We start from the raw sequence: 14,271 nt of genomic DNA on the forward strand, positions 1-14,271 counted from the left end.
CTACCTGGCGCTACATTTTGCGCATGCGGACCCACTGCACTGAATGGTCGGCGCCTTTGCGTAGCACGAGCGAGGCACGGATACGGGTGGGAGCAATGTTTTCCACTAGGTTCGGCAGGTTGATGGACTGCCAAATATCGCGTGCCTTGTGACGGGCCTGCGCCTCATCGATGTCGGCATAGTGCGCAAAGTGCGCGCCGGGCTCTCGAAACGCGGTGTTGCGAAGCTTCATGAAGCGGTCGATGTACCAGCGTTCAATATCGGTGGTGAGGGCGTCGACATAAATTGAGAAGTCGAAGAGGTCGGACACCATGAGGGTCGGGCCGGTTTGGAGGACGTTGAGCCCTTCGAGAATGATGATGTCCGGCTGGCGGACCTCAATGAACTCGCCTGGGATGATGTCGTAGGCGAAGTGAGAATATATCGGCGCTTTGACCAGTGGTTGACCCGACTTGACCTCGGTGACAAAGCGCATGAGGTCGCGCCGGTTGTAGGATTCCGGGAATCCTTTGCGGTCCATCAGGTTGCGCTCTTTGAGCACTTTGCTGGGATAGAGGAACCCGTCGGTGGTGATGAGGTCCACTCGAGGATGAGAGTCCCAACGCTGTAGCAACACCTGCAGTACACGGGCAGTCGTTGACTTGCCGACGGCCACCGACCCCGCAATCCCGATAATGAATGGCACGTGGCCTGGGTCATCACCGATAAACGTCTCTGTAGCCTTCGTAAGTTTTTGTCTGGCCCGTACCTGGAGGTGAATCAGGCGAGAGATCGGAAGGTAAATGTCTTCAACTTCCTGCATATCGAGGTTCTCGCCGATACCACTGAGCTTGGCTACTTCGTCCTCCGTCAAGACTTGTGGCATTTGCGCACGTCGGTGCCGCCAATCGTCGCGGTGAAAGTCCAAATAAGGGCTCGAATCCGAAGTGCGGGGAGATTTCGCCATGCGTAACATTGTTACATTTGTTGTTTCGTGCCGGGGAACTCAGGTACAGATACTTCTGAAGTTCCTGAATAAAGTGGACTTCTTTCGTAGCGCTGATGCTTATACTGCATAGCAGTGCCAGGCGTAGGTGTGCCTGGGCATGAGCTATAACATGATTGACTGTCTGATCTTGAAAGGACCCGGTGCACGTGTCTGAAGACCTCCGCTACCAGGATCTCGCTACTTTTGACCCCGAAGTTCACGAAGCGATCGTTCAGGAGCTGTCGCGCCAGCGAAACACGCTGGAGATGATTGCCTCCGAGAACTTCGTTCCGCGAGCAGTGCTGCAAGCACAGGGTTCGGTGTTTACAAACAAATATGCCGAAGGCTACCCAGGTCGTCGCTACTACGGTGGCTGCGAGCACGCCGACGTCGTTGAAGACCTGGCGCGCGACCGCGCGAAGGAGCTCTTCGGCGCGAAATACGCGAACGTGCAACCACACTCCGGTGCGCAGGCGAATGCGGCTGTGTTGATGGCGCTGTGCGAGCCGGGCGACACCATCTTGGGCCTCAGCCTCGCTCACGGTGGCCACCTGACGCACGGTATGAAGATCAACTTCTCCGGCAAGCTGTACAACGTCGCTGCGTACGAGGTTGAAAAAGACACGTGCACCATCGACATGGAGAAGCTGCGTGAACAGGCGCGCGAGGTCAAGCCGAAGGTGATCATCGCGGGTTGGTCCGCGTACCCTCGCCACGAGGACTTTGCTGAGTTCCGCTCGATCGCAGACGAGGTTGGTGCGTACTTGTGGGTCGATATGGCGCACTTCGCTGGCTTGGTTGCTGCTGGTCTGCACCCGTCGCCGGTGCCTCATGCACACGTTGTGTCCTCCACGGTGCACAAGACCATTGGTGGACCACGCTCCGGCTTCATCCTGACCAACGATCTCGAGCTGCACAAGAAACTCAACTCCGCAGTGTTCCCAGGCCAGCAGGGTGGCCCGCTGGTGCACGTGATCGCTGCGAAGGCTACCGCCTTCAAGCTCGCCGCGACGGAGGCTTTCCGTAACCGCCAGGAGCGCACGCTCGAGGGCGCAAAGATTCTCGCCGAGCGCTTGACCCAGCCAGACGCCAAGGAAGCCGGCATCGACGTCGTCTCCGGCGGCACCGATGTCCACCTTGTGCTAGTGGACCTGCGTAACTCCGCGATGGATGGCCAGCAGGCAGAGGATTTGCTGCATAAGGCTGGCATTACGGTGAACCGCAACGCCGTTCCTTTCGATCCGCGTCCGCCAGCCGTGACGTCGGGGCTGCGTATTGGCACCCCGGCGCTGGCGACCCGCGGCTTCGGCAAGGAAGAGTTCGAGGAAGTTGCGGAAATTATCGCCGAGGCGCTTATCCAGGGTGAGAACGCCGACGTCGACGCCCTGCACGCCCGCGTAGACGCGCTGGCGGAGCGGTTCCCGCTCTACCCGGGCCTCGAAGATTGGAAGATGCTCTAAGAGCTACTGCTGCTGCTCGGCCTGGCGCTGCTCTGAATGAGTGGTGCGGGCCGAGCTCAACCATTCCGGCTGGTTTTTCAACAGCTCGTTGATCTCCTCAGTGGTGAGCGGCTTGTCCATGTCGTTTGCTTTGAGTGCGGTGATTGAGATCCCGAGTTTGCGCGCCACCTCGGGGCGGGGGTGTGGCCCATTGCGGCGCAGTTCCTGCAGCCACTCTGGGGGATTGTTCTGTAATTCGCGCAGTTGCGCGTGCGTCACGGCATTGTCTTGGAACTCCTGCGGCGTCGCTGGCAGGTAGATCCCGAGTTTCTTCGCGGCGGTCGCGGCCTTCATCGCGGTTCCGGATGGCTTCTGTGTAGTCATACACCAAACGGTAGCATTGTGCCATGCTATCGCTTGCTTTCGTCACCGGCACAGAGCCAGGGAAGTGGTTTAAACGCTTCGCACAGTCCACACCGCACTCGCTCGATACGCAAGGTGTCGACGACCCCTTCGCTGATCTCCTGGACGAGACGACTTCTACATCGCTGGCGCTGATGCGCCTGCCCGATGACCGTATTACCGATGAATTTCACGTGGTCCGTCTCTATACCGAGGCTCCCGGCGTTGCCGTGCCCAAGGACTCTTTGTTTGCAGAGCTTGGGGAGCGCGTCGATTACGCGGACCTCGAAGGCGAAATCATCAACTGGGTCTACCAGCCGGAGGCGTCACTTGAAGAGCTTCGTGGTGCATTGCAGGTCGTTGCGGCAAACGTTGGCGTGGCATTGGCCCCGTTGCCGTTGTTGAAGGTGCTCTCGAAGAAACAGATCGCGTGTTTGGAAGTTTGGCACGCTCCGCTGGTTGAAACTGAGATTGCATTGGTGTGGCGGAAAGCCGACGACGGTGACGAGATCCAGGACTTTGTGGGCGTCGCAAAAGGGCGCACCGCTCGCTCGTCGAGGGGGAGTGAGCCGACTGCTGGGACGAGGCGGCGCAAACAGGTGTCAGACTCCCGTGCTGCGCAGGGCAAACGCTTATATACGAAACGTGGGAAAAAGCGCAAGGGTGCGGCCGGGAAAACACCCCGAACGGGGGTGAAACGGAGGCGGCGAAAGTGAAATTTGCATAATGGAAACCAGACAAATTCAACAACGAAAGGAAATTTTGATGAATTACAAGAAGGTTTTTACTTCCGCCGTTGCTGCTACCGCTCTGGCCGCAGGCTTGGTTGCTTGCTCTGACGGAGAGGGCGCCGATAGCACTGCTACCACCGCTGCGGATGGTGCTTCCGGCACCGCAACGGTGACCAACATCGAGACAGCTACAGAGGCAGCCGAGACGGAGACTGCTGCTGAGACCGCCACCGACGCTAATGGTGCAGAGGGCTCTACGGAGTCTGTCTCCTTGACTACCGCAGACGGTGAAGAGGTCAAGGTTCCAACCGGTCTGGTCCAGGCAATCGGCCAGTACGCTGACTCGGAGTGGGGCGAGCCGATGAAGGTTACGGAGCACGATGGCAGCTGGATCGTTGACTTTGACAATGACCACCACGTCGCCTGGAATGAAAACACCGGTGGCGCTCCGATCTGGGGCCAAATTGCTAACGTGTGGCTGACGAATGAAGGCGTTATGGACAAGGTTGGCTTCCCAACCGCAGCCGAGACCCCACTTCCAAATGAATCTGGCTGGTTCCAGGAGTTCGAGCACGGCACCATCGAGTGGACTCGTGAAAACAACGACACCGGCGCGTTCGCTGCAAACATCATCGAGAAGTAATTTGTAGCTCTACAACGGCTTTTGTCCCCGTTGGTTGCACGATGTGTGACCAATGAGGACAATGTTTTTTATGACCAAAAAAGGGTTTACCATTCGACCAATCCGGCCAGAAGACTACCCGCAGGTGCGTAGCATCTACGAGATGGGTCTGAGTACCGGAAACGCAACTTACGAGACGCGTGGCTTGACATGGGAGCAGTTTTCCAGGGCGAAGATCATGGAAACGGTGTTTGTTGCCGTTGATGAACACGATGACTCGCGTGTGCTCGGATGGGTAGCTGCGGCGAAGGCGTCGTCGAGAAGCGTGTTCCATGGAGTAGTTGAAGACTCCATCTACGTGCATCCGGATGCGCGCGGCATGGGGGTATCCGGTGCGCTGCTAGACAAGCTCATCGCGACGTGCATCGAACTTGATAAGTGGTCGATTCACTCGTGGATCTTCCCGGAAAACGAAGGATCGGCAGGGCTGCACAAGTCGCGCGGGTTTGAGAAAGTTGGCACCTTCCATCACATGGCGAAAATGTCCTACGGTGAGCGGGAAGGCCAGTGGCGTGACTCGGACATCTACGAGCTGCTGTTGCCGAAGCCGGGAGAAAAGAAACCAGGCAAAAGCCAGGTCTAGTCACGCCTCATCGTTCCTAGTCCAGCGTCTCTTTCAGCGGGTCCTCCCGGACCGGGAAGAGCAGCACCAACGCAACGGCGGCCAATGGGACCATCAGTAAGAACACTGGGGTCAGGCCGTCGTTGTAACTATTAAGGACGGCGTCGCGCAGTACGTCAGGCAGTTGTGCAACCGCGTGCGGGGTGAGGGAGTTGTGCCCACCGGCGCTCGAGAATTGCTCGGCGTAAGGGGCTGCCTCGCTAGGGGCCATCGAGGCCAATGCTTTTGGCAGGCGTTCCGCGAGCTCCTCCGTCATATTGTGAATGAACAGCGAACCAATAAGCGACGCACCGATCGCGGAGCCGATCTGTCGGAAGAAGTTGTTCGTCGCTGTTGCAGTACCGACCATTGCTAGTGGGAACGAGTTCTGGACAATAAGTACCAGTACCTGCATGACTAAGCCGAGTCCGAACCCAAAAATGAACATGTAGATACCCAGCGTGGTCAGCGGTGTGGACACTTCGAGCTGCGAGAAGAGGAAGAGTCCGACCGAAACGATGGCCATACCGATGATCGGGTAGACCTTGTAGCGGCCCGTTTTCGCGATAATGAACCCCACGGTAGTGCCAGTGTCCAAGATGCCGATGACCATTGGCAGCATCATCAGCCCCGCGTTCGTTGGCGTGAGTTCGTGCACCATCTGCAGGTAGGTAGGCAGGTAAGCAAGCGCACCGGTCATAGCCAGTCCCAGCACGGTTCCGGAGGCCGTCGTCAAGACCATGTTGCGATTGCGGAACAAGTGCATGGGGATGAGCGGGTTCGGTACGCGCAGCTCAACGAAGACGAACAGCGCTGCAGCGACAACCGCAAGCGAGGAAATACCCAAAATGATAGGCGAGGACCACTCATACTGAGTGCCACCCCACGTTGTGGTCAAAATAAGAGAAGTCGTGGCAACCGCCATGAGCACGGTGCCCAGCCAGTCGATGCTCTGTGCTGACCGCGACCCCTTGCGTAGGTGGAGCACGATTGTGCAGACCGTCATCGCGAGAAGCCCCAGCGGGATGTTCATCCAAAGGCCCCAACGCCAGCCGGGGCCATCCGTAAACCAGCCGCCCAACACGGGGCCAAGCACGGAAGAAACGCCGAATACTGCCCCCATCACACCCATGTACTTGCCACGGCTACGAGCTGGAACCACCTCCGCGATGATTGCCTGGGAGTTGACCATCATGCCGCCAGCGCCAAAGCCTTGGACGGCGCGCCCGATAATGAGCAGCTGCATTGACTGTGCAAGCCCACCCAAGGTGGAACCAATGACGAACAGGCCAATCGAGCCAATATAAGGCCACTTGCGTCCGACCCTGTCACCGAGCTTGCCATTAATTGGCATCGCGATTGTCATCGTGACCAGGAACGACGAAATCACCCAGCTCATGTGATCTACGCCACCAAGCTCACCGACAATCGTCGGCAGGGCAGTGGAGAAAATCATCTGGCCCAATGAGCTCATCAGCATCGTGATGAGTAGCGCTCCAAAGATCAGGCCAACGTGTGGCTTAGTGTTGTTTACCACTGCAACTCCTTTGCATACTTCGTGACGACGGCAGCTACGCTACGAGCCTGCTCCTTCGGCGAACCCTCCTCTTGGAAATGAAGGCTTCGCGCATAAAGCACAAGCGTTGTCCGAAAAAGTTCCACAACGATTCGGGCTTCTGCCTCTATGGTGACATCTAGACGGCGGTCTTCGGGGTGGCTCGCAAAATGCTCACGCACAGCCTGCTCGAGGTGTCGTAGCGTATCGCGTTTGCGGGCCAGCATCGCGTTTGCCAACGATGGGTTGTCCTGCATGAGCCGCTGGATTCGGCAGGCATCCTCGGCTCGATCTTCGGCACCTGATTCTTCCATTGCATCGATTACCAGGGACAACATGTTCGTGGACGACTCATCAGCAATGCGTGCAAAGCTCTCGCTGGTGAACTCGAGAGGGAAGGGACCAAGCACAGCGTCATCTTTTGAGTCCATGTAGTTGAAGAACGTCCGCCGTGAAATGCCTGCACCTTGGCAGATCTCCTCGACTGTGACATTGTCATAGCCGTCGCGTGCCACAAGCGATGCAGCTGTATCGAAGATTCGCTGCCGTGTTTCGCGGCGCTTTCGCTGCCGGAGACCTTCTGACTGATCGGGAAAATTCACGGAGTGCAATCTTACACTCCGTGCAAAAATATCAAAGAAACCTATTCAACCAGGAGCGATAGTGAGCCTTCCACGTTTGGAGAGCTATCACCGCGGCGCTCGAAAAACTGTGCCTCAACGATTCCCGGCTCCGGGCTGGAGAAGCTCCAGAAACCATCATCAGTAGTTGGAGGGCACTGTTTCGTCAGAGCGGAAGCACTGCCATCATGCGCGATAAGCGCCACGCAACCGCTCAGAGGATAGCTGACCATCCCTTGTCCTTCATGGAGGGAGAACACCGCCGGCCACGCCGCTACGGCAGCATCAGGGCTGTGCGATTGGAGGGTGCCTTGGAATGTTCCAGAGGGGGCGTCGTCACGCACTTGCGGAGCTTCAGGAAACGCAGTCACCGTCACAACTGTAGGCACCCCGTTAGGCTCCGGCTTTGGCTGAGCGGACCAGTACGCTGCGGCGAGCGCTATCCCGATAAGCGAGACCACCAGAGCTAAGACACCGCCAATAACCCATGGCTTATTTGAGCCCCCAGCTGTACGAAGCTGCGAAAAAGAATCAGACATAAAAATCATCCCTGGTCGTGCTCATGAACATGGGCAGTAGCAGGGATGATTGTAGCGAAGACTAGTTGCGTTCGGTATGAGCCATCGACAGGACGTTCAAACGCTTGTCGAGCTCCTCCTCAGTCAACGTTTCGCCGTCCACGAAGCCGAGGTCAATCACAGCCTGGCGGATCGTGATGCCCTCCTTCACCGCATGCTTTGCCACTTTCGCAGCGTTCTCGTAGCCGATTGCACTGTTCAGAGGGGTGACGATTGATGGTGAAGACTCCGCGAGCTGCTTCATGCGGGCCTCGTTCGCCTCGATACCGTCAACCAAGCGGGTAGCGAACTGTCGAGAGACGTTCGCCAGCAGGCGAGCGGACTCCAGCACGTTGCGCGCCATCATCGGGATGAACACGTTGAGCTCGAACTGGCCTTGCGAGCCGCCGAATGCCACTGCGGCATCGTTGCCGATCACCTGGGCTGAGACCTGGGTTGCCGCCTCGCACAGGACAGGGTTCACCTTGCCAGGCATGATCGACGAGCCTGGCTGCAGATCTGGGAGGTGAATCTCCGCGAACCCTGCGAGTGGGCCTGAACCCATCAGACGGATGTCATTTGCAATCTTGTACAACGAGACTGCAACAGTGCGCATCGCACCGGAGAATTCCACCAGAGCGTCGCGTGCGGCCTGGGCCTCGAAGTGGTTCTTTGCCTCCGACAGCTGTGTCAGTCCGGTGAGCTTCACCAGCTCTGCGGTCACCTTTGCGCCAAAGTCTGCTGGGGTGTTGATGCCGGTGCCAACCGCGGTGCCGCCAATGGCGAGCTCGCCGAGGCGGCCAACAGTTGCCTCAACGCGCTCGATGCCGAGCTCGATCTGACGCGCGTAGCCGGAGAACTCCTGACCAAGCGTGAGCGGGGTCGCGTCCATCAGGTGAGTGCGGCCCGACTTCACTACCTCGTGCCATTGCTCAGCCTTCGCAGCCAGTGACTTCTGCAGCACCTGCAGGGCCGGGACCAGCACTTCGACGGCAGCTTCGGTGGCAGCAATGTGCGTTGCAGTTGGGAAGGTGTCGTTCGAGGACTGTCCCATGTTGACGTGGTCGTTCGGGTGGACTTCCACGCCGTTTGCGTGCGCGATCGAAGCAATGACCTCATTAGTGTTCATGTTCGAGGAAGTGCCAGAACCCGTCTGGAAAACGTCAATTGGGAACTGGTCGTTGTGCTTGCCGTCTGCGATTTCCTTCGCCGCAGCGATGATCGCGTCAGCCTTTTCCGCATCGAGCTTGCCCGAATCCTTGTTGACCTGCGCACACGCGGCCTTGAGGAGCCCAAGGGCGCGGATCTGCTGGTTCTCGAGGCCCCGGCCAGAGATCGGGAAGTTCTCTACAGCACGTTGAGTTTGAGCACGCCACAGTGCATCAACAGGTACTTTGACCTCACCCATGGTGTCGTGCTCGATACGGTACTGCTTATCGGCCATTCAATCTTTCCTTTACTTGATACTTACAGAAAATCGACGCTTTGAATTACTTGATCGGGCCGGAGTAATCGATCACCGAGTACTCCTGAAGCTTCGGCAGCTGGTGGAGGGACTCCACGTAGCGGACGGTGCCAGACTTCGAGCGCATTACCAACGAACGGGTGGTAGCGCCATTCTTACGGTAGGAGACGCCGCGCAGCATGTCGCCGTTGGTGACACCGGTAGCCGCGAAGTAGCAGTTATCGGAGGCCACCAAGTCGTCGAGGCCAAGCACACGGTCGAGATCGTGGCCCGCTGCCAGCACGCGTTCGCGCTCTTCATCGGACTGCGGTGCGAGCTGGCCCTGGATCTCACCACCAAGGCACTTCAATGCACACGCCGTGATAACCCCCTCCGGTGTGCCACCGATGCCCATCGCCATGTCAATGGAGTTGGTGTTCTGGGCAGCAGCGATGGCACCAGCAACGTCTCCGTCCATAATGAAACGTACCTTGGCACCAGCCTTGCGAATCTCCGCAACCAGCTTGTTGTGACGTGGGCGGTCGAGTACCACCACAGTCACGTTACCAACGCCGACTCCCTTGGCTTCTGCCACTGCCTTAATGTTGAACTCGACGGACTTCGTAATATCGATGACCCCGACAGCCTCAGGGCCGACTGCAATCTTGTTCATGTAGAACGCGTCCTGCGGGTTGAACATGGAACCACGGTCGGCAGCCGCGATAACCGAAATAGCATTCGGGCGACCTTCCGCCATCAGGCGCGTGCCGTCGACTGGGTCAACCGCCAGATCAACCTGTGCGCCAAAACCGTTGCCGACACTTTCGCCGTTAAACAACATCGGCGCCTCGTCCTTTTCGCCCTCGCCAATGACGATGACGCCGTCCATCGTGACGGAGTTGATCATCTTGCGCATGGCGTCGACTGCGGCGCCGTCACCTTCATTTTTCATCCCGCGACCTACCCAGCGGCCAGAGGCAAGCGCAGCAGCCTCGGTAACGCGCACGAGCTCCATTGCAAGGTTACGGTCAGGGAAGTTTTCAGAAGTTTGTTCAGACATGAAACAGTGCCCTCCTGCGGCAAACTAGTTTTAGTTGTGACAACATCGACATCATGCCGCGTTGCAAAGCCATACCACTGCGGTCTGGCACACCTCTATCATGGCACTTTTGCCAGACATGAACCGTCGTTTCTACACCTAAAATAGGGCAATGCTGCGAATAGTGGTGTCTGAACTGGGGACTTCCTGCGTAAAAAGCCAACGCGCGGGGGTAAAAGACAAATTCGGGGGTATCAGGAATCCATGTCATACTGGAGCGCGTGGCTCAAGAAAACAAACCTCGCATTTTCCAAGACGGCAGAGACATGCTCATCAACGTCATCTTGATCGTGGTCGTCATGATCATTGCCGTTGGTGCGACCGGGCTGTGCACGTTCAATCCCGGTAAGCCCGAAAATGGGCCTGTGCAAGAAGTCGATGCGAAGACGTTCCTTGGCCTTGAGGCTCGCGGAGTCGATTTTCCGGTGCGCTACCCTCAAATGCCAACAGGTTGGGTGACGAACTCCGCGCGGCGAAGCATGATCGCTCAGCAGCCAGCTCCAGTCGTAGGGTGGGTCACGCCCGATGGTGGCTTCATCCAGCTGACGCAAACGGGTGCGGACAGCAAAACGGTCCAGTCCGAGGTCGACGGAAAGCAGCGCACGCTTGACCGCCAGGACACGATCGATGGCCACAGCATTGAGATATTTAAGGGTACCGAGGCGAAAACTCGCCCACTGTGGGTTATCGATGCTGGCGACGCACGATTCGCCGTCACAGGTGCCGGAACAGACGCCGAGTTTGAGGAACTGATACGTACTGCGCTCGCGACCGAGCCGCTGTCAGCGCAGTAGATGCCGTGGCAGCAGGCTATTCCGACTGTGGTGTTTGCTCAGTCGCGTCGCGCTGCTGAATAGCGGCCTCGACACGTTTTGATGCTCCCTCGAGTAGCTGCTCGCAGCGCTTCGCGAGCCCCTCGCCGTACTCCCAATACTTCAGTGATTCGTCAAGGCTCATTTGCCCGAGCTCGAGGACCCTCACTGTTTCTACGAGTTGCTGCCTAGCTTGTTCGAACGAAAGCGTTGCGGGGTCGGGGAATGCGGCGTCGGTGGGTTGGCCATTGCCATACGTGTTTTCGGACATGGATTGTCTCCTTGATGCTAGATGCTAGTGAAATTGCTGTGTGGATTTAATCGGCGGGGGTGGTCCCCATTGCTGCTGCGGTGATGGAACCGTCCGCGACGCGGATGCGCAGCTGCGATCCGGGTGGTGATTGTTCGATGCTGGTGACAACCTCAGGATCGGCATGGTCGCGGGGGAGGACTTGTACTACGGAATATCCGCGCGCCAGAGTTGCTGCTGGCCCTAACGCCGAAACTTGTGAGCGGAGCGCAGCGACCTGCTGCGTTTCTCGTGCCAACAGGTGGCTGATCTCTCGTCGCATCGAAGCAACCTGCTGTGAGACCTCTTCGCTTCGACGCTCAATTGCCAGTAACGGGTTCTGCATCACCGGACGCGAGCGCCAGTACTGGATCTCTTCCGATTTGGTGGAAACCCAGGTGCGCAGCGCCTGCGCGCTGCGTGCGCGCGCCTCAGACAGAAATGCAAGCTCCTGGGTGGCATCGATGACGACGCGTTTAGCGGCGTCGGTTGGAGTGGCCGCGCGTAAGTCAGCGACGTTGTCGAGCACCGGGTTATCTGGCTCGTGGCCAATGGCAGACACTACCGGCGTCCCCGCCGCAGCCACGGCGCGCTGCAGTGCCTCCTCGGAAAACGGAAGGAGGTCCTCGACCGAGCCACCGCCGCGGGCAATGATGATGACCTCAACATTGGGGTCCGCGTCAAGCGTCTGCAGGGCCTGAATGACCTCGGGTACCGCGTTCGGTCCCTGTACCGCGGTGTTGATCACGCGGAATTGGACCGCGGGCCAACGGCTCTGCGCCACGGAAAGCACGTCGCGCTCGGCGGCTGAGCCGCGACCAGTAATGAGGCCAATCGTGTTCGGGAGTAGGGGAATCGGCCGTTTGCGCGCGCGGTCAAAGAGACCCTCACTTGCAAGCTGTTTCCGAAGCTGCTCAATCTTCGCGAGCAATTCACCGATACCGACGTGGCGAATCTGTGTTGTCCACATCGAAAAGGAGCCGCGGCCCTCGTAGAAGGCCGGCTTGCCGTAGATGACGACGCGGTCACCGTCCTTTGGTGGCGTCGGCAAGCTCCTTAAGTAGTCCGAGGAAACCGTAAGCTGCACGCTCGTTTCCTGCTGTGTATCGCGGAGCGTGAGATAGGAGAATTTCCAGCTCGGCTTGTAGTTCACCTGCGTGAGCTGGCCTTCGACCCACAAGTGGCCCAGACGGTTAATCCACCCCTTGACCGACTTATTCAATTTTGCCACTGGCCATGGCTGCTCAGGGCTACTTGGTGAGGCTGAACGCTCACCTTGTGCTTGTGTCAACACCGCTCCTTTCCCAGCGTGTCGATGGAATACGCTGTCATTGTTTCATAGATAGATCACCACAAGAATGTGTACCTACTGTTTTAGACGTTGATTCGGTAGGGTCGGTTCCATGACAAATCAGGGTAAAAAAGTTCTTCTGGCAGCACCTCGCGGTTACTGCGCAGGTGTGGATCGTGCAGTTGTCACTGTAGAAAAGGCGCTGGAAAAATACGGAGCCCCAATTTATGTGCGAAAAGAGATCGTCCACAACAAGTACGTAGTGGAAACACTAGAGAAGCGCGGCGTCATATTCGTTGACGAAACCGACGAGGTCCCCGAAGGCTCGCACCTTGTTTTTTCCGCGCACGGAGTTTCCCCCGCGGTCCGCGAAGCAGCGGACGGGCGCAACTTGCTGGCGCTCGACGCCTCGTGCCCGCTCGTGACCAAGGTGCACAACGAGGTGAAGCGGTTTGCCAAGCACGGATACCAGATCTTGCTTGTCGGCCACGAGGGCCACGAGGAAGTCGAAGGTACCGCAGGTGAGGCCCCGGAGGTCACCCACCTCGTTGACGGGGTCGAGGGTGTCGACGCCCTTCCCGACTTCCCAGAGGGGACGAAGCTAGTGTGGCTATCCCAGACCACCCTGTCTGTTGATGAAACGATGCTGATCGTTGAAAAGCTGCGCGAGCGCTACCCAGATCTAGAAAACCCGCCTAGCGACGACATCTGCTACGCAACGCAAAACCGTCAGGTAGCAGTGAAGAAGATCGCACCGCAGACGGAACTCGTTATTGTGGTCGGCTCGCAAAATTCTTCCAATTCGAAGCGCCTGGTGGAAGTAGCGCTCGACGCTGGTGCCAACAACGCATACCTCATCGACTACGCCCACCAAGTACAAGACGAATGGTTCGAGGGCGTCAACACCGTTGGCGTAACATCGGGAGCTTCGGTGCCGGAAATTCTGGTTCAGGAGCTGCTCGCGGAGCTGGCGAAGCGCGGTTACACCGATGTAGAGGAAGTCACCACTACGGTAGAGACGATCACGTTCGCGCTGCCGCGGGATCTGCGTCAGCCGCGCCGTAGCAGCTAGTGCTCGTCTAGCCTTCGCCTAGCGATCTTCGTTTTTGTACAGGTCCTCGCCAAGGCGTGAGGCAACTCGCCGGGCCCGCTCCCCACGGGGGCGGGCCTGACTGCGTTCTGCCTTCGTTCGCTTCAACAGCTCATCGACCGTGATGCCACCCTGGCTGCGTTCACGGGCCCGACGGCCTTCGCTATTGGTCCTGCGGTTCGACTGGCTCATGCGGCGGCGCTGCGCTCGCTCCCGGCGCAGGACTTCATCGTTATGGCGTTGGATCAGCCAGTAGCGCACGATGGCGATCACCAGGGCACCAGCAGTCACCGTGAAGAGAATAGGGAAGTGCTCGATTACTGGGTAAAGCACCATAAGGATAGCGGTTTTCCCGCCTGCACCAGCGGCCCCGAGCTGATTGCGTGCTGAAATCAATCCAAACCCAAGCAGCGCAATGACGAACAAAAGCGGGGTAGCCGCGACGGTAAGGAACAAACCCCGCGGGTCTACCAGCGTTGTCACGGCGATGACCGCGACGCTGAACAGTACGAGCAGAGGCCATCCGATGTATCCCGCCGACGTTGCGATGACGACGCCGGTCAGCAGCGCAGCAAAGATAATGCCGATGCTGGAAACGGTAGGCAAACCGTGGAAGGTGGCGGTACCAGGGCGCGGGGATCGGAGAGAGTTTTGAGACACGCTGGGCATTCTACCCGGCCTACCCCCGAGTC

16 protein-coding genes are annotated in these 14,271 nt (G+C 58.2%); 6 read left to right on the top strand and 10 right to left on the bottom strand.

Going from position 1 to position 14,271, the window contains the following annotated elements:
- Positions 1-10: 10 nt before the first annotated feature.
- On the bottom strand, positions 11-946 hold the full coding sequence (gene coaA, locus KBX14_RS02700; RefSeq protein ID WP_070362761.1) for a type I pantothenate kinase: 936 nt from the start codon (positions 944-946) through the stop codon (positions 11-13).
- Positions 947-1,134: 188 nt separating this feature from the next.
- Between coaA and glyA the strand changes: the two genes are divergently transcribed.
- Complete coding sequence (gene glyA / locus KBX14_RS02705) at positions 1,135-2,427, top strand: serine hydroxymethyltransferase (protein ID WP_070976188.1); 1,293 nt, start codon at positions 1,135-1,137, stop codon at positions 2,425-2,427.
- Positions 2,428-2,430: 3 nt separating this feature from the next.
- On the opposite strand, the gene KBX14_RS02710 is transcribed toward glyA, so the two are convergent.
- Positions 2,431-2,790 (bottom strand): DUF5997 family protein, encoded by a 360-nt coding sequence (locus KBX14_RS02710; protein ID WP_070362760.1) that lies wholly within the window; start codon positions 2,788-2,790, stop codon positions 2,431-2,433.
- 23 nt (positions 2,791-2,813) lie between these two features.
- Between KBX14_RS02710 and KBX14_RS02715 the strand changes: the two genes are divergently transcribed.
- The 3 genes from KBX14_RS02715 (at position 2,814) to KBX14_RS02725 (ending at position 4,804) form a co-directional block, all read left to right on the top strand.
- Positions 2,814-3,524, top strand: coding sequence for a LysR family transcriptional regulator substrate-binding protein (locus tag KBX14_RS02715; protein ID WP_070362759.1), 711 nt, complete (start codon positions 2,814-2,816; stop codon positions 3,522-3,524).
- Between the two features lie 49 nt (positions 3,525-3,573).
- Entirely contained in the window at positions 3,574-4,182 is a 609-nt protein-coding gene (locus KBX14_RS02720; protein ID WP_070362758.1) for an LGFP repeat-containing protein, read from the top strand.
- A 70-nt stretch (positions 4,183-4,252) separates the two neighbouring features.
- On the top strand, positions 4,253-4,804 hold the full coding sequence (locus tag KBX14_RS02725) for a GNAT family N-acetyltransferase (RefSeq protein ID WP_070479325.1): 552 nt from the start codon (positions 4,253-4,255) through the stop codon (positions 4,802-4,804).
- Positions 4,805-4,820: 16 nt separating this feature from the next.
- Here the strand turns inward: KBX14_RS02725 and KBX14_RS02730 are convergent, their stop codons facing one another.
- The 5 genes from KBX14_RS02730 to glpX form a co-directional block, all read right to left on the bottom strand.
- Entirely contained in the window at positions 4,821-6,359 is a 1,539-nt protein-coding gene (locus KBX14_RS02730) for an MDR family MFS transporter (RefSeq protein ID WP_256041794.1), read from the bottom strand.
- Positions 6,353-6,979 carry a TetR/AcrR family transcriptional regulator gene (locus KBX14_RS02735; RefSeq protein ID WP_168161642.1) on the bottom strand — a complete coding sequence of 209 codons (627 nt, stop codon included), beginning with the start codon at positions 6,977-6,979 and terminating at the stop codon, positions 6,353-6,355. Before KBX14_RS02735 ends, KBX14_RS02730 begins: the two co-directional genes overlap by 7 nt.
- A 41-nt stretch (positions 6,980-7,020) precedes the next feature.
- The gene (locus KBX14_RS02740; RefSeq protein ID WP_141742272.1) at positions 7,021-7,536 is read right to left on the bottom strand and encodes a hypothetical protein; all 516 of its coding nucleotides are present in this window, start codon (positions 7,534-7,536) and stop codon (positions 7,021-7,023) included.
- Positions 7,537-7,597: 61 nt separating this feature from the next.
- Positions 7,598-8,998 carry a class II fumarate hydratase gene (locus KBX14_RS02745; protein ID WP_070479330.1) on the bottom strand — a complete coding sequence of 467 codons (1,401 nt, stop codon included), beginning with the start codon at positions 8,996-8,998 and terminating at the stop codon, positions 7,598-7,600.
- A 46-nt stretch (positions 8,999-9,044) separates the two neighbouring features.
- The gene (gene glpX / locus KBX14_RS02750; protein ID WP_070362753.1) at positions 9,045-10,058 is read right to left on the bottom strand and encodes a class II fructose-bisphosphatase; all 1,014 of its coding nucleotides are present in this window, start codon (positions 10,056-10,058) and stop codon (positions 9,045-9,047) included.
- Between the two features lie 260 nt (positions 10,059-10,318).
- Between glpX and KBX14_RS02755 the strand changes: the two genes are divergently transcribed.
- Complete coding sequence (locus KBX14_RS02755; protein ID WP_070362752.1) at positions 10,319-10,891, top strand: DUF4245 domain-containing protein; 573 nt, start codon at positions 10,319-10,321, stop codon at positions 10,889-10,891.
- A gap of 16 nt (positions 10,892-10,907) precedes the next feature.
- On the opposite strand, the gene KBX14_RS02760 is transcribed toward KBX14_RS02755, so the two are convergent.
- Both KBX14_RS02760 and xseA read right to left on the bottom strand, forming a co-directional pair.
- Positions 10,908-11,180, bottom strand: a complete 273-nt coding sequence (locus tag KBX14_RS02760; RefSeq protein WP_070362751.1) for an exodeoxyribonuclease VII small subunit — start codon at positions 11,178-11,180, stop codon at positions 10,908-10,910.
- Positions 11,181-11,226: 46 nt separating this feature from the next.
- Entirely contained in the window at positions 11,227-12,489 is a 1,263-nt protein-coding gene (gene xseA / locus KBX14_RS02765) for an exodeoxyribonuclease VII large subunit (protein WP_256041795.1), read from the bottom strand.
- Between the two features lie 112 nt (positions 12,490-12,601).
- Here xseA and KBX14_RS02770 point away from each other — a divergent pair, with 112 nt between their 5' ends.
- Positions 12,602-13,561, top strand: a complete 960-nt coding sequence (locus tag KBX14_RS02770) for a 4-hydroxy-3-methylbut-2-enyl diphosphate reductase (protein ID WP_252931094.1) — start codon at positions 12,602-12,604, stop codon at positions 13,559-13,561.
- 18 nt (positions 13,562-13,579) lie between these two features.
- Here the strand turns inward: KBX14_RS02770 and KBX14_RS02775 are convergent, their stop codons facing one another.
- Positions 13,580-14,239: a DUF6542 domain-containing protein gene (locus KBX14_RS02775; RefSeq protein WP_252931093.1), complete on the bottom strand. Its 660-nt coding sequence runs from the start codon at positions 14,237-14,239 to the stop codon at positions 13,580-13,582.
- Positions 14,240-14,271 lie beyond the last annotated feature (32 nt).

Origin of the sequence: Corynebacterium sp. CCUG 61414 (genome assembly GCF_024453945.1) — a bacterium.
Classification (GTDB): Bacteria; Actinomycetota; Actinomycetes; order Mycobacteriales; family Mycobacteriaceae; genus Corynebacterium; species Corynebacterium pseudogenitalium.

Excerpts from the sequence above, each read along its gene's own strand:
- KBX14_RS02715 (WP_070362759.1), top strand. The coding sequence starts at position 2,814 with ATGCTATCGCTTGCTTTCGTCACCGGCACAGAGCCAGGGAAGTGGTTT.
- coaA (WP_070362761.1), bottom strand. The coding sequence starts at position 946 with ATGGCGAAATCTCCCCGCACTTCGGATTCGAGCCCTTATTTGGACTTT.
- KBX14_RS02740 (WP_141742272.1), bottom strand. The coding sequence starts at position 7,536 with ATGTCTGATTCTTTTTCGCAGCTTCGTACAGCTGGGGGCTCAAATAAG.
- KBX14_RS02770 (WP_252931094.1), top strand. The coding sequence starts at position 12,602 with ATGACAAATCAGGGTAAAAAAGTTCTTCTGGCAGCACCTCGCGGTTAC.
- KBX14_RS02710 (WP_070362760.1), bottom strand. The coding sequence starts at position 2,790 with ATGACTACACAGAAGCCATCCGGAACCGCGATGAAGGCCGCGACCGCC.
- glpX (WP_070362753.1), bottom strand. The coding sequence starts at position 10,058 with ATGTCTGAACAAACTTCTGAAAACTTCCCTGACCGTAACCTTGCAATG.
- KBX14_RS02725 (WP_070479325.1), top strand. The coding sequence starts at position 4,253 with ATGACCAAAAAAGGGTTTACCATTCGACCAATCCGGCCAGAAGACTAC.
- KBX14_RS02720 (WP_070362758.1), top strand. The coding sequence starts at position 3,574 with ATGAATTACAAGAAGGTTTTTACTTCCGCCGTTGCTGCTACCGCTCTG.
- KBX14_RS02745 (WP_070479330.1), bottom strand. The coding sequence starts at position 8,998 with ATGGCCGATAAGCAGTACCGTATCGAGCACGACACCATGGGTGAGGTC.
- KBX14_RS02760 (WP_070362751.1), bottom strand. The coding sequence starts at position 11,180 with ATGTCCGAAAACACGTATGGCAATGGCCAACCCACCGACGCCGCATTC.